General features: G+C 70.6%; 7 protein-coding genes and 1 pseudogene. All 8 read left to right on the top strand.

Translation table 11 applies throughout. The features are described 5' to 3' along the window. Positions 1-252 (top strand): annotated as a pseudogene (locus ACWDZ6_RS32625) (oxygenase); the annotation flags it as partial. A 156-nt stretch (positions 253-408) separates the two neighbouring features. Further along, the gene (locus ACWDZ6_RS32620; protein WP_451505713.1) at positions 409-1,365 is read left to right on the top strand and encodes an aromatase/cyclase; all 957 of its coding nucleotides are present in this window, start codon (positions 409-411) and stop codon (positions 1,363-1,365) included. A 143-nt stretch (positions 1,366-1,508) separates the two neighbouring features. Continuing rightward, entirely contained in the window at positions 1,509-3,986 is a 2,478-nt protein-coding gene (locus ACWDZ6_RS32615; protein WP_451505712.1) for an FkbM family methyltransferase, read from the top strand. A gap of 19 nt (positions 3,987-4,005) precedes the next feature. Beyond that, positions 4,006-4,857 (top strand): 3-hydroxyacyl-CoA dehydrogenase family protein, encoded by an 852-nt coding sequence (locus tag ACWDZ6_RS32610; protein WP_326654672.1) that lies wholly within the window; start codon positions 4,006-4,008, stop codon positions 4,855-4,857. 55 nt (positions 4,858-4,912) lie between these two features. Continuing rightward, positions 4,913-5,167 (top strand): acyl carrier protein, encoded by a 255-nt coding sequence (locus ACWDZ6_RS32605; protein ID WP_326654673.1) that lies wholly within the window; start codon positions 4,913-4,915, stop codon positions 5,165-5,167. 20 nt (positions 5,168-5,187) lie between these two features. Beyond that, positions 5,188-6,363 carry an acyl-CoA dehydrogenase family protein gene (locus ACWDZ6_RS32600; protein WP_451505711.1) on the top strand — a complete coding sequence of 392 codons (1,176 nt, stop codon included), beginning with the start codon at positions 5,188-5,190 and terminating at the stop codon, positions 6,361-6,363. 11 nt (positions 6,364-6,374) lie between these two features. Next, positions 6,375-7,403, top strand: a complete 1,029-nt coding sequence (locus ACWDZ6_RS32595) for an HAD-IIIC family phosphatase (RefSeq protein ID WP_451505710.1) — start codon at positions 6,375-6,377, stop codon at positions 7,401-7,403. 57 nt (positions 7,404-7,460) lie between these two features. Beyond that, a partial coding sequence (locus tag ACWDZ6_RS32590) for an amino acid adenylation domain-containing protein (protein ID WP_451505714.1) occupies positions 7,461-15,427 on the top strand: 7,967 nt, incomplete at its 3' end.

Genomic DNA, 15,427 nt, shown 5'->3' with positions numbered 1-15,427 from the left:
ACCGGCCCGGACGGTCCGGCCCCGCTCAGGGACCCCGACAACGCGCTGCGCACGGCGCTCGGCCTCGCGCCCGGGGGATGGCTTCTGGTGCGGCCCGACGGCTACACCGCCGCCCGCGGCTCCACACTCACCAGGAGCAGCCTGGCACGGGCCGTCGCCCCGCTGGACCCGGCCGAACAGCTCGCCGAAGCGGCAATGCCGGAGCCCGGCCCCGTACTCCCCGCTTCCTCCCGCTCCTCCAAGGAGCACTGATGGTGACCGAGAACCACCGCGTCGCCCCCGACGAGGTCGCGCACCCGGTGGGCCATCCGGTCCCCGGCCCGCCGCATCGATCACCGCGCACGCGTTCAACGCCTGCGCCGGACCCGGGCAACTTCTGATCTCTCCCCCAGGAAAGGGGTGTTTGTCATGGCAGGTGAGCGCGTGCATCGGATGTCGCACTCGGTCGAGTTGGCCGCACCGGCGGGGGTCGTCTACGGACTGATCGCCGACGCGGTGCGCTGGCCGCTGTTCTTCCCGCCGAACGTGCACGTCGAGCGGCTGGAGTTCGACGGCACCAACGAGCGGCTGCGCATGTGGGCGACGGCCAACGGCGAGGTCCGCTCGTGGCTCTCGCACCGGGTGCAGGACCCGCAGGACCGGCTGATCGAATTCCGCCAGCAGAACGCGCAGGCCCCGATGGAATCCATGAACGGCACCTGGATCGTCCAGGAGCGGGGCACGGGCGCCAGCGTGCTGACGCTGCTGCACGACTTCACGGTCGTGGGCAACCGCGCCGAGGACGTGGCCTGGGCCGAGCTGGCCACCGACACCAACACCCGCTCCCAGCTGGCGAACATCAAGCGGCTGGCGGAGAGCTGGCCGCAACTGGACGAACTGGTCCTGTCGTTCGAGGACTCGGTACGGGTCAACGGGCCGGCCGAGCTGGTCTACGACTTTCTCTACCGGGCCTCCGACTGGCCGGAGCTCATCCCGCACGTGACACGGCTCGACCTCACCGAGGACGTACCGGGCGTCCAGGTGATGGCCATGGACACGCGCACCGCCGACGGCTCGGTGCACACCACCGAGTCGGTCCGGGTGTGCTTCCCGCACGCGGGCCGCATCGTCTACAAGCAGACCACCCCCCCGGCCCTGATGGCCGCGCACACCGGCGAGTGGTCCGTGCTGCCCGACGAGCGCGGGGTGAGCGTCGTCTCGCAGCACAGCGTGGTCCTGCGGGAAGAGGCCGTCGCAGGCGTACTGGGGCCGGAAGCGGATCTGGCGCGGGCACGCCGCTACGTACGCGAGGCGCTGGGCCGCAACTCCACCGTGACGCTCGACCTGGCCAAACGGCACGCGGAGAGCGCCGTCCGCATGCTGTGAGACCGGTGGAGCGTCCACTGCTGCTCAGCTCCCGCTCTAGCCGCCGGAGCCAGTCTTTGTGACGACGGACAACCTCGGAGCGGAACGGGGCAACGCAGTGGGCGCTCGCACCTCTCCGGCCGGCCGACACCCCAAGGAGAGGCATGAGCCCCTACACGATCACCGCCGAGGACACGTATGAAGCGGCAGGACCGCCGTCCGGACCGCTCCCGTGGCACCTCGCACTGATCAGCGGGGACGGGGGAGCGACCCTGGACGCCGGGCTTGCCGGGCTGAAGGCGCGGTTCGAGAACGGCCCCGTCCGCGAGGACGTACCCGTACGCATCCGCATCGCGGGTGTCCCCGGCGGAGGTCACCGGGGCGCCGTACTGGCGGGCGACGGCGGAGTGAGTGAGCTGGGCGCCAAGGAGGTCGCGGTACAGGCCGCGCCCGTCGCCCTCATGTTCCCCGGCCTCGGCGACCACTACCTCGACATGGGCCGCGAACTGTACCGCGACTTCCCCGTCTTCCGGGCCGCGCTGGACAGCTGCGCCGAGGCCCTCACCCCCGAACTGGGCCTCGACATAGGCGAGGTCCTCTTCCCCGGCCCGTCGGACCGGCCGGGCGGTGCAGCGGCCCCTGCCGTGGACCTGCGCCGCATGCTCGGCCGTGACACAGAGCCGGAGAGCGCCGACGAACGCAGGCTGAACTCCACACGCCTGGCCCAGCCGGCGCTCTTCGTCATCGAGTACGCGCTGGCGAAGCTGTGGGAGTCATGGGGCATCCGGCCCTCCGTCATGATCGGCTACAGCCTGGGCGAGTACGTCGCCGCGACCCTGGCCGGCGTGCTGTCGCTGCCTGACGCGCTCACCCTCGTCGCCCGCCGCGCGGCCCTCATCGACACGCTGCCCCAGGGCGCCATGCTCGCCGTCATGCTGCCGGAGGAGCAGGTTCGGCCGCTGCTGGGCGAGCAGGTGTCGCTGTCCGCGGTCAACGGCCCCGAGTTCTGTGTGGCCGCCGGACCCGTCGCCGACGTGTCGGAGCTGGAGCGCCGCCTCGCCGAACAGGGCGCTGTCAGCCGACGTGTCCGCTCCACCCACGCGTTCCACTCCTCGATGATGGAGCCGATCGCCGGCCCGCTCACCGAGCTGGCCGCGACCCTGACGCTGAACACTCCCCACATCCCGTACATCTCCAACGTCACCGGCCTGCCCATCACCGACGAACAGGCCACCGACCCGGGCTACTGGGCACAGCACCTCGTCAGCCCCGTCCGCTTCGCCGACGGCCTGGGCAGCCTTCCCGCCGGGAACCTGCTGCTGGAGACCGGGCCCGGCCAGACGCTGAGCAGCCTCGCGACCGTCGTACGCGGCAGCGAGGCGGGCACCGTCGTCGCCTCGATGCGCCACCCGCTCGAGCGGCAGTCCGACACGGCCGTCGCCCTCAAGGCGCTCGGCCGGCTGTGGCTCGGGGGCGCCGACGCCGACTGGGACGGCTTCCCCGTCGAGTCCATGGAGGTGACGGCCGCCGACGAGCACGCCGCACCGGCGGACGCCGCGCGCGCCCTCAGTACGACGGAGCAGGAGCTGCACGCACTGTGGGCCAGGCTCCTGAAGACGGACCAACTTCCCCTGGACATCAGCTTCTTCGAGCTGGGCGGGAACTCGCTGCTCGCCACCCGGCTGATTCTGCGGATCGGCCGCACCTTCGACGTCGACCTGTCGCTGCGTCAGGTGTACGAGTTCGCCACCCTCGCCACGATGGCCGCGGCCATCGACACCCTGCGCACGGACGGTGACCTGGCCGCCCTCGCCGACCAGGGCGCCGGCTCGTCGCACACGGGCAGTTCCCTCGCCCGCCACACACTGCCCAACGGCCTGGAGATCTCCCACCAGAACGAGGCGGAGACGCGCCACTTCTACGAGGACATCTTCGACCACCGCACCTACGCCAAGAACGGGATATCCATTCCCGACGGCGCCACCGTGGTCGACGTCGGCGGCAACATCGGCCTCTTCACGCTCTTCTCGCACTACGAGGCCAAGGACGTGCGGGTCTTCACCTTCGAGCCCGCCCCGCCGCTGTTCAAGATCCTCAGCCAGAACGTCGCCGAGCACGGTGTCGACGCCCGGCTGTTCAACATCGGCATCTCCGACATCGAGACCGATGCCAACTTCACCTTCTATCCGCGCAGTTCCGGGATGTCCTCCTTCCACCCCGACGCGGACGAGGAGAAGCACAACCTGCGCACGATCATCGCCAACCAGCAGCGGGCCGGCGCCACCGAGGGCGGCGACCAGCTCGCCACGTACGCCGACGAGCTCATCGATGTCCGCTTCGAGGCCATCGAGTTCACCGCCAGGCTGCGCCCGCTGAGCGATGTGATCCGCGAGCAGAACATCGAACGCATCGACCTCATCAAGATCGACGTGCAGAAGAGCGAGCGCCAGGTCATCGACGGCATCGCCGACGAGGACTGGCCGAAGATCCAGCAGATGGTGCTGGAGGCGCACGACGCGGACGGCGAGGTCGCCCGGCTCGTCCAGCTGCTCCAGGACCGCGGCTTCACCGCCACGGCCGAGCAGGACGAGCTGTACGTCGGCACGGACATCCACAACATCTACGCCGTACGCGGCGCCTAGTGACGGAGTCGGACGAGTCATGGAATTCGCGACCGTAGGAGTCGTAGGCGCCGGAGTCATGGGCGTCGGTGTCGCACAGAATCTCGCGCAGACCGGTCATCAGGTCGTGGTGGTCGACATATCCGACGAGGTTCTCGACAACGCACGCCGGGAACTGCGCAACAGTCTGCGCACCTACGCCCTTTTCAACAAGAACTCCGGCATCGACATGGCGGCGGTGACGAGGAGAATCGAATTCACCACCGACTACGAACTGCTCGCCAAGGCAGATTTCGTCGTCGAGAACGTCACCGAGGACTGGGGCATCAAGCAGCAGGTCTACGAGAAGATCGACCGCATCTGCCGTCCCGAGGTGGTCTTCGCCGTCAACACGTCGGCGATCTCCATCACGCGTGTCGGTTCCGCCACCACACGCGCCGAACGCGTCGTCGGTATGCACTTCATGAACCCCGTGCCCATGAAGCCGCTGGTGGAGGTGATCCGCGGCTACCACACGACGCCGGAGACGATCGACACCGCCCGCCGCTTCCTCGCCGGCATGGGCAAGGAATGCATCGTCGTCGAGGACGTCCCGGGCTTCGTCTCCAACCGCGTCCTCATGCTCACCATCAACGAGGCCGTCTTCCTGGTCCAGGACGGCGTGACCGACGCGGCCTCCGTCGACAAGATCTTCAAGGGCTGCTTCGACCACAGGATGGGTCCGCTGGAGACGGCCGACCTCATCGGTCTCGACACCATTCTCAAATCCGTCGAGGTGCTCTACGAGAGCTTCAACGACGACAAGTACCGGCCGGCCCCGCTGCTCAAGAAGATGGTCGCCGCCGGGCTCCTCGGGCGGAAGAGCGGCGAGGGATTCCACCGGTACCGCTGACCGACAGAGGCCACCACCGGACCTCCGGACCGAAAGACGACAGGACGGGAAAAGAATGAGCACGGACAACAGGGCACGAATAGCGGAGTATCTGTCCCGCTTCTTTCCGGTGCACGATTTGAAGGACGACGACGACATCTTCGAACTCGGCTTCGTGAGTTCGATGTTCGCGATGCAGCTGGTCTCCTTCGTCGAGCACGAATTCGGCATCACGGTCGAGAACGAGGACCTGGAGCTCGAATACTTCCGCTCGATCAGTGCCCTCGACGCGTTCGTCAACGGCAAGCTGTCCGCACCGGTGCCCCAGTAGCAGGGGACGGACCGACGACGATGACCACCACGCTCAGCGCGGAACAGGCCCAGGCCCAGAAGGAATTCCGGGCCTTCGCCGACCGCCACGTCGCACCGCACGCCGACGCCAACCACCGCGCCCAGCGCACCCCGCCGCAGACCGTCCGACTGCTCGCCGACGAAGGCCTGCTCGGCCTGCCGGTACCCCAGGAGTACGGCGGCGGCGGCTGCGACGCGGTCACCCTCGGGCTGCTCGCCGGTGAACTCGGGCGGACCTGCTCCTCGCTGCGCAGCCTGCTCACCGTCCACACGATGGTGGCGCACGCGATCGCTCGCTGGGGCAGCCGCTCCCAGAAGGAGACCTGGCTGCCCCGCCTGGCACGCGGTGAGCGCATCGGCGCGCTCGCCGTCTCCGAGCCCGGCGCCGGCAGCGACGCGGCGAGCGTGAGCACCTCACTCCTGCGCGACGGCGCCGGCTGGCGGCTCGAGGGCCACAAGAAGTGGACGACCTACGGGGAGACTGCCGACCTGTTCCTGGTCCTCGGCCGCTCCGAGGAGGGGCCGACCGCGGTGCTCGTCGAGCGGGACACCCCCGCGCTGCGCACCGAACTCATCGAGGACCTGATCGGCATCAGGGCCTCGATGACGGCCGATGTGTACTTCGACGGTTGCCCGGTGCCGGCGGACAATGTGCTGGCCCGCCCCGGCCTCGGCATCTCGCACGTCGTGGGCGCCGCCCTCGACCTGGGCCGCTACACGGTCGGCTGGGGCTGCGTCGGCATCCTCGACGCCTGCCTGGAAGCGAGCGTCGACTACGCGGGCGACCGCGAGCAGTTCGGGTCGCCCATCAAGGAGCACCAGCTGGTCAGGCGCCTGATCAGCAATATGTACACGGACGCCAAGGCGGCCCGGCTGCTGTGCCTGGAGGCGGGCAGGCTGCGCGACGCGCGTGACCCGGGCGCCCTGGCCGCGACATCCACTGCCAAGTACTTCGCCTCGACGGCCGCCACCCGCGCGGCGGCCGACGCCGTGCAGATCCACGGCGCCAACGGATGCGGGTCCGGCTATCCCGTACAGCGCTACCTCGGCGACTCCAGGGTCATGGAAATCATCGAGGGCAGTTCACAGATCCATCAAGTGGGCCTTGCCGAGTACGCGTTCCAGGAACGCTTCCTCGGCCGCCGCGGTCCGGCCCGTACGAAGTCCGGGAAGTGAGTGAGCCAGCGATGACGACAACCGTGAAATGCGTGGTCTGGGACCTCGACAACACCGTGTGGGACGGGGTGCTGCTGGAGGACGGGGACGTCAAGCTGCGGCCGGGCGTCGCCGAGGTGATCCGTACGCTGGACGAGCGCGGCATCCTGCACTCTGTCGCCAGCCGCAACGACCACGACGCCGCCCTGGCCAAGCTCCAGGAGTTCGGCCTCGCCGAGTATTTCCTGTACCCGCAGATCAACTGGGGCAACAAGTCCGACTCGGTGAAGGCCGTGGCCGAGGCGATCAACATCGGCATCGACACCCTGGCCTTCGTCGACGACCAGCCCTTCGAGCGTGACGAGGTCGCCCACACGCACGCGCAGGTGCTGTGCATCGACGCCCTCGACGCCGAGCGCATCCCGCAACTGCCCCAGATGCAGCCCCGGTTCGTCACCGCCGACTCCCGGGAGCGCCGCCACCTCTACCGCGCCGACGCGCAGCGCAAGCAGGCCGAGGAGACCCACCAGGGCACCGACGAGGACTTCCTCGCCTCGCTGGACATGCGTTTCACCATTTCCGCCGCAAAGGAGCGCGACCTCCAGCGGGCCGAGGAACTGACCGTGCGCACCAACCAGCTCAACGCCACCGGATACACCTACTCCTACGAGGAGCTGGACGCCTTCCGCCGCTCGCCCGGGCATGACCTGCTGGTCGCGGGACTCCAGGACACGTACGGCAGCTACGGGAAGATCGGCCTCGCCCTCGTCGAACGCGGCGACGCCGTCTGGACGGTGAAGCTGCTGCTGATGTCCTGCCGGGTGATGTCGCGGGGCGTCGGTTCGGTCCTGCTGGGCCACCTCATCCGCAGCGCCCACGAGGCGGGCGTGAAGCTGCAGGCCGAGTTCGTGCCCACCAGCCGCAACCGGACCATGTTCGTCACCTACAAGTTCTCCGGCTTCCGCGAGATCGCCAGGAACGGTGACGTGTCCGTGCTGGAGCACGACGGGGCACGGATCCCCAACTTCCCGCCGTACATGGACGTCACGGTCGAACTCTGACCGACGGCGCGCACCCCTTTTGCTCAGTGTCACTACAGGACGAGACGGATGGCGGAGATGAACTCCCAGGCGAACGAGGACCGGCTTCGGCGAGCCATGGCCGCCGTCCTCCAACTCCAGCAGCGCAACGCCGAGCTGGAGATGCAGAAGTACGAGCCGGTGGCGATCGTCGCCATGGCCTGCCGGCTGCCCGGCGCGGTGAGCACACCCGAGGAGTACTGGCGGCTGCTGGACACCGCGGGCGATGCCATCGGCCCGCTGCCGTCCCGCTGGGACGGACTCGACCTGTACGACCCCGACCCGGCGGCCATCGGCAAGAGCTACGCCCGCGAGGGCGGCTTCCTCGACCGCCTCGACGAGTTCGACGCCGACTTCTTCGGCATCTCGCCCCGCGAGGCGATCTCCATGGAGCCGCAGCAGCGCCTCGTACTGGAGACGTCGTGGGAGGCGCTGGAACGCGCCGGGATCCGGCCCGACACCCTCAGCGGCAGCCGGACCGGCGTCTACCTGGGGGCCATGCGCTCCGACTACGACACGGGCAACGCCCCGCTGGAGAGCTTCGACGGCTACCAGGGCACCGGCATCCAGAGCAGCGTGGTGTCCGGCCGGCTCTCCTACGTCCTGGGACTCCAGGGCCCGGCGGTGACCCTGGACACCGCCTGCTCCTCCTCGCTGGTGGCCATCCACTCCGCGGTGGCCGCGCTGCGTGCCGGTGAGTGCGACCTGGCGCTGGCCGGCGGGGTCACCGTGATGGCCTCACCCGCCATGTTCGTCGAGTCCTCCAGGCTCGGGGCGATGGCCCCCGACGGGCGGTGCAAGAGCTTCTCGGCAGGCGCCGACGGGGCGATCTGGTCCGAGGGCGTGGGCATCCTCGTCCTCAAGCCCCTGGCGGCAGCGCAGCGCGACGGCGACCGTGTCCTGGCGGTCGTCCGTGGCTCCGCGGTCAACCAGGACGGCCGCAGCCAGGGGCTGACCGCCCCCAACGGGCCCGCGCAGCAGCGCGTCATCCGCGACGCGCTGGCGGCCTGCCGGCTCACGCCGGCCGACATCGACGCCATCGACGCGCACGGCACCGGCACTCCGCTCGGCGACCCCATTGAGGCGGGTGCCCTGGCGGAAGTCTTCGGCCCCGGCCGCGACGCCGGCCGGCCGCTGTGGCTGGGCTCGTCGAAGTCGAACATCGGACACACCCAGGCGGCCGCCGGTGTCGCCGGCGTGATGAAGATGGTCCTGGCACTCCAGCACGAGAGGCTGCCCAAGACCCTGCACGCGGACGAGCCCAGCCCGCACATCGACTGGACCGCCTGCAACATCCGGCTTCTCCAGGAGTCCCGGCCGTGGCACCGCGGCGAACGGGTGCGCAGAGCCGGCGTCTCCTCGTTCGGCATCAGCGGCACCAACGCGCACGTGATCCTCGAAGAGGCCCCCGCTCCCGCGGCGGACACGGCGCGGGAGCCCGCCGCGCCGACCGCCCCGCAGCCGGGCGTCGCCGCGACGGCCTACCCGCTGCTGCTGTCGGGCCACGACCAGCAGGCGCTGCGTGCACAGGCCGATCGGTGGGCCCGCTGGCTGGCGGAGCATGACGACATACCGTGGCAGGACACGCTGCGCACCGCCGCGATGCACCGCACCCACCTGCAGGCACGCGCCTCGGTCCTCGCGGGCAGCGCTCGGGAGGCCGCAGCGGCCCTGGCGGCGCTCGCCGAGGGCCGCGCGCACCCCCTGGTGGTCACCGGCACGGCACGAGAGCGCGGCAGGACCGTGTTCGTCTTTCCCGGCCAGGGATCGCAGTGGCTGGGCATGGGCCGCACCCTGCTCGCCGAGAGCGAGGTGTTCCGGGCTGCCGTCCAGGAATGCGACGAGGCCCTGGAGCCCTGGACCGGATGGTCGGTCATGGCCCTGCTGGCCGAGCCGCAGGACGAGGGCCTGCCGCCGCTGGACCGGATCGACGTACTCCAGCCCGCCCTGTTCGCGGTGATGATCGGCCTGGCCGCGCTGTGGCGGTCGCTGGGTGTCGAGCCCGCCGCCGTGGTGGGCTCCAGCCAAGGAGAGGTGCCCGCCGCAGTCGTTGCCGGGGCCCTGACACTGAAGGACGGCGCCCGGCTGACCGCGCTGCGCTCCAAGGGCCAGTTCGACGAGTGCAGCGGCCGGGGCGCGATGGCCCTGGTGGAGATGCCGGTGGGCGACGTGGAGGAGCTGATCGCCCCGTACGGCGACGCACTGTCCGTCGCTGTCGTCAACACCGCGGCGTCCACGGTGGTTTCGGGAGACGTGTCGGCCGTGGAGCAGCTGCTGGCCGAGCTGGCGGGCCGCGACGTGTTCTGCCGGCGCATCAAGTCGGACACCGCCGGGCACAGCGCGCACATCGACCCCATGCTGCCGCGGCTGCGCGAGCAGCTGACCGGTCTGAGCACGGCGCCGGGCACGATCCCCTTCTACTCGACGGTGACCGGCGGTGTCCTCGAAGGCAGCGCCCTCGACGCCGAGTACTGGTGCCGCAACGCCCGTCAGACCGTCCGCATGGACCGGGCACTCGATCAGCTGGTCGCCGACGGATACGACGTGTTCGTCGAGGTCGGCCCGCATCCGGTGCTGGGGATGCCGCTGACCGGCGCCACCGCCCGGTCGCACGGCGCGGTCGTGGGCAGCGTGCGCCGCGACGCGGACTCCACCGCCCAGATGCTCTCTTCCCTGGGCGCCCTGCATGCCCAGGGGTACGCGGCCGACTGGCCGCGCATCCTCGGCCCCGCGCCCCGCGGCGCCGTCGTCCCCCTGCCCACCTACGCCTTCCAGCGCACCTCCTACTGGAGTGACTTCGCCTCCTTCCGCGCCCTGGACGCCGACGCGCGCGAGGCCCTGCTGCGCAAGCAGCGGCAGCCGGTGTCCGCCGCGGCCGGCCCCGACGCGCTGCGCACCCGCCTGGGCGGCCTCGAGGAGGCTGGGCGCCACGACGCCCTGACCGCCGTCGTGTCGGAGGAAGCCGCCGCCGTTCTCGGCGCCACCGCGCCCGTGCCGGCCGACAAGCGGCTCCAGGAACTGGGCCTGGACTCCATCATGGCGTTGCAACTGCGCAACCGGCTGTCCGAGCTGACCGGCACCGCCCTGCCCACCAACCTCGCCTTCGCCCACCCCACCCCCGGTGACGTGGCCGCCTACCTGCTGCAACACGTCCTCGGGGACATGCCCCAGGCGCCGGCCGCCCCGCCGCTCGAGCGGTCGGGGCAGCGCGAGGTCCACCCGGCGACACAGGGGCAGCGCCGGCTGTGGTTCCTGGAGAAGATGCAGCCGGGCAGCGCGGAGTACAACACCCCGCTGGTCCTGCGCGCCGAGCTACGGATCGACCCGGACGTCCTGTCCCGGGCCCTGCGCAGGGTGATGGACCGTCACGAAGCACTGCGCACCGGCCTGGAGGAGCGCGACGGACAGCTCGTCCAGGTGGTACGGGACAGCTACCCGCTGCCGTTCGTCCACGAGGACCTGTCCGGTCTCGGCGAGGCGGAGCTCGACGCACGCGTCCGGCACGAGGAGCGTGTCCCCTTCGACCTGAGCGGGCCCGGTCTACTGCGCTGTGTCCTGGCCGACACCCACGACGGCGGATCACTGATCGGCCTCTTCCTGCACCATGCCGTCACCGACGGCTGGTCGCTGTCCCTGTTCACCCGCGAACTCTTCGACACCTACGGCGCGCTGCTCGCCGGCCGTGACCTGCAGGCCACCGACGCGGCCGGCCAACTGGGCGACTACGCGACCTGGGAACAGCGCGCCCTCCAGGAGGGCCACTTCGCGCCCTCCCTGGACTTCTACACCTCGCAGCTCGAAGGCATGGGCCGCCTGGACCTGCCGACGCGCTCCGACGCCGACGACGGCCGGGCCGCCGACAGCGGCACGGAGAACACCGGGTGCACTGTCGGCTTCACCCTCCCCGCCCAGCTGCGGGGAGACCTGGAAGAACTGGCCGCCCGCACCGGCGTCACCCCCTACACCGTCTACGTCAGCGCCTTCGCGGTCCTCCTGGCCCGCACCACCGGGTCCTACGACTTCGGACTCGGCACCGTCTGGGCCAACCGTCAGCTGCCCGGCGTGGAAGGCCTGCACGGATTCCTCGTCAGCACCCTGCCGCTCCGCTGCGACCTGCGCGGCGACCCGGCCTTCCACGAGCTGCTCACCACGACCGCACCCCGTGTGATGGGCCTGCTCGAACACCAGGACGTTCCCCTGACCGAGATCGTGAAGGCCGTGGGCGGCGAACGGGCCGGCGGGGACAACCCGCTGTTCAGCGCCGTGTTCAACTACCGCGCCACCGCCATGCCCGCACTCGGGAAAGGAACGGAGGCCTGGACCTATCTTCCCGGAGCGGCCGTGGGAGGCGGGCCGCGCGGCCTCGCAAAGTCCGACATCGGGCTGACGATCGCCCCGGACGGCGAAGGCCTCCAGGGCGAACTGGAGTTCCGGCCGGACATCCTGGACCAGGCCTCCGCAGAGCGGCTGGTGACCGGCTTCCGTACCCTGCTCGACTCCGTCGTACGGGACGGCAGGCGCCCCCTCAGCGAACTGGACGTCCTCGACGACGCGGAGCTCTCCTGGCTCACCGAACAGGGCGGCCACAGTGCGCCCGAGGTCACCTCCGACACCGCGATCGACCGGATCCTCCAGCAGGCCCACCGGACCCCGGACGCCACGGCCCTGGTCGACGGCGAGGGGCAGCTCACCTACCAGGAGCTCACCCGCCGGGCCTGGGACATGGCCGCACACCTGCGGTCCGCCGGCCTCGGCGCCGACTCCCTGGTCGGCATCCATCTGCCGCGCTCCACCGAGCTGGTGGTGGCCGTGCTGGCCACCTGGCTGGCCGGCGGCGCCTACGTGCCCATGGACCCGTCCTACCCCAAGGCCCGGCTGGACCACATGATCGAGGACAGCGGCCTCGACATGATCGTCTCGACCCGGGCGGGATCGGCGGACATCGCCGACGACCGAATCCGGATCCTGCTCGCTGACGCCCTCCCGCAGACGGCGCACGACGCGCCGGGGGACGGCCCGGCCGCCACCGCGGCCCTGTCCGACCTGGCCTATGTGATCTACACGTCCGGCTCGACCGGCAAGCCGAAGGGCGTACAGCTCGAGCACGCGCAGTTCGCCAACTTCTGTGCGGCCATGGACGAGCGGGTCGGCGGCGGTGTCGGCGACACCTGGCTCGCCGTGACCAGCCTGTCCTTCGACATCTCCACCCTGGAACTGCTGTGGACCCTCACCCGCGGCTACCGCGTGGTGATCGCCGAAGGCGGCCCCGCCCGGTGGGCCGACTACCTGCCGTACGCGCCCACGCATCTGCAGTGCACCCCGTCGCTGGCGCGGATGCTGCTCGCGGACAGCGACGGACGGGCGCTCGTACAAGGCCTGGACCGGATGCTGGTCGGCGGCGAAGCCCTCGATCGCGGCCTGGCCCGCAAACTGCTGAAGCTGTGCCCCGACGGGCTGATGAACATGTACGGGCCCACCGAGACCACCGTGTGGTCGGCCGCCTGGAACGCGGCGCCGGGCGAAGTGGCCCTCGGTGAGCCGCTGCTGAACAACGTGCTGTACATCCTCGACGCACAGGGCCGGCGGGTACCACGCGGCACCCGCGGCGAACTGCACATCGGCGGCCTCGGGGTGGCGCGTGGATATCTGCACCGCCCCGAGCTGACCGCCGAACGCTTCGTCGCCGACCCGTTCGCCGGCACGCCCGGCGCGCGGATGTACCGCACCGGCGACGTGGTGCGCCATCGACCGGACGGCAGCCTGGAGTTCTGCGGGCGGGCCGACGCCCAGGTCAAGCTCCGCGGCCACCGGATCGAGCTGGGCGAGATCGAGGCCGTGGCCGGCGAGCACCCGGCCGTGGCCGAATGCGCGGCCGTGATCCGCGAGGACACGCCGTCGGATCCCCGGCTGTGCCTGTACTGGGTGCCCGCCGCGCGATACCCGGCGCTGGAGGAGGACCTGCAGCAGTACGTCGCCGAGCACCTGCCGACCGCCATGGTCCCGCAGCAGCTGTTCCGCATGGAGGAGCTGCCGCACACCCCGAACAAGAAGGTCGACCGCGGCGCCCTGCTGAGGCTGCCCGCACCTGTCCAGGCACGGCCGCGGCCCACCGGTGGCAACGGCGCCGATGACGTCGAGTCGATCGTCATCCGCGCCTGGGCCGACGTGCTCGGCCGCAGCGACATCGACCCGGACCGTGGCATCTTCGGCCTCGGTGCCAACTCGATGACGGCCGTCGACGCGCACAAGCTCATCTGCGCCGGCCTCGGCAGGGAGTTCCCGCTCTCCGCCCTCTTCCGCCACCCGACCGTGCGCCAGCTCGCCGCCCACCTGCGCAACGAGGCACCCGCCCCGCTCACCGAGGCGACCACGGCCCGCAGGCGTCACCCCGACGAGGACATGGTGGCGATCGTCGGCATGGCCTGCCGGCTCCCCGGCGCCCCCGACATCGACTCGTACTGGGACAACCTCCGCAACGGCATCGAGTCGATCACCCACTTCTCCGAGGACGAGCAGCGCGCCGCGGGCATCGGCGACCGGATCCTGGACGACCCGGACTACGTACCGGCCAAGGGCGTGGTGGCGGGTGCCGACCTGTTCGACGCCGGCTTCTTCGACTGCTCGCCGGCCGAGGCCGAGATCATGGACCCGCAGCACCGGCTCTTCCTCGAATGTTCCTGGCAGGCGCTGGAGCACTCCGGCGTCCTGCCCTCCACCTTCACCGGCAGCATCGGAGTCTTCGCCGGCTCGGGCCAGTCCGGCTACCGCAGCAGCGAAGAAGCTGTCGAGATGTCCGACTTCTACCGCACCATGGTCGGCACCAAGAACGACTTCCTCGCCACCCGCGTGGCCCACAAACTCAACCTCCGTGGCCCGGCCCTGACGGTCCAGACGGCCTGCTCGACCAGCCTGGTCGCCACCCACCTGGCTCGCGAGAGCCTGCTGCGCGGCGAGTGCGACATCGCCCTGGCCGGCGGCTCCTCGCTTACCGTCCCGCTGGATCTGGGCTACTTCCACCAGGCGGGACTGGTCTTCTCCCCGGACGGCAAGTGCCGTGCCTTCGACGAGAAGGGCGCGGGCACGGTCCTGGCCAACGGCGTCGCCGTCGTGGCGCTGCGCCGGCTGTCCGACGCGCTCGCGGCGGGCGACCGCATCTACGCCGTGATCCGCGGCAGCGCCATCAATAACGACGGATCGAGCAAGGTCGGGTTCACCGCACCCAGCGTGGAGGGCCAGGCCCGCGTCGTCGCCGCCGCGCACCAGGAAGCGCGCGTGAGCGCCGACACCATCGGATACGTGGAGGCGCACGGCACCGGCACCGCGCTGGGCGACCCCATCGAGATCCAGGCGCTCCAGCAGGTGTTCGCCACCGCGGACCGGTCCGAGCCCTGCGCGATCGGATCGGTGAAGACCAATATCGGCCACACCGACGCCACCGCGGGAGTCGCCGGCCTCATCAAGGCGGCGCTGTGCCTGCACCACGGCGAAATGGTGCCGAGTCTCAACTTCGAGAGCCCCAACCCCGAGATGGGACTCGACCCGGGCCTCTTCTACGTCAACACCCAGTCCAAGCAGTGGGAAGCGGAGCAGGGTCCGCGCCGGGCGGGTGTGTCGTCCTTCGGCCTCGGCGGCACCAATGCGCACGTCGTGCTGGAGGAGCCGCCGCGCTGGGAGCCCGAAGACTCCTCCGCCCTTGATGCGCCCGCCGTGGTGCCGGTGGTGGTGTCGGGTCGGGATGAGGGGGCGTTGCGGGAGCAGGCCGGCCGTTGGGCGTTGTGGCTGGAGGGGCATGCGGATGTGCCGTTGGCGGGTGTGGCGGTGACGGCGGCTCGTCATCGGACGCATTTTGAGCAGCGGGCGTGTGTCACTGCCGACTCGGTGGCTGGGTTGGTGGATGGGTTGCGGGCGGTTGCTGGGGGTGTGCCGCATGCGGGTGTGGTGGAGGGGGTTGCGGGGCGTCGGGGCCGGGTGGTGTTTGTGTATCCGGGTCAGGGTTCGCAGTGGGT

It is taken from the genome of Streptomyces sp. NPDC002926 (genome assembly GCF_053591755.1).
Note: the sequence above shows the minus strand (reverse complement) of the source record. Positions and strands in the feature narration are given on the sequence as shown.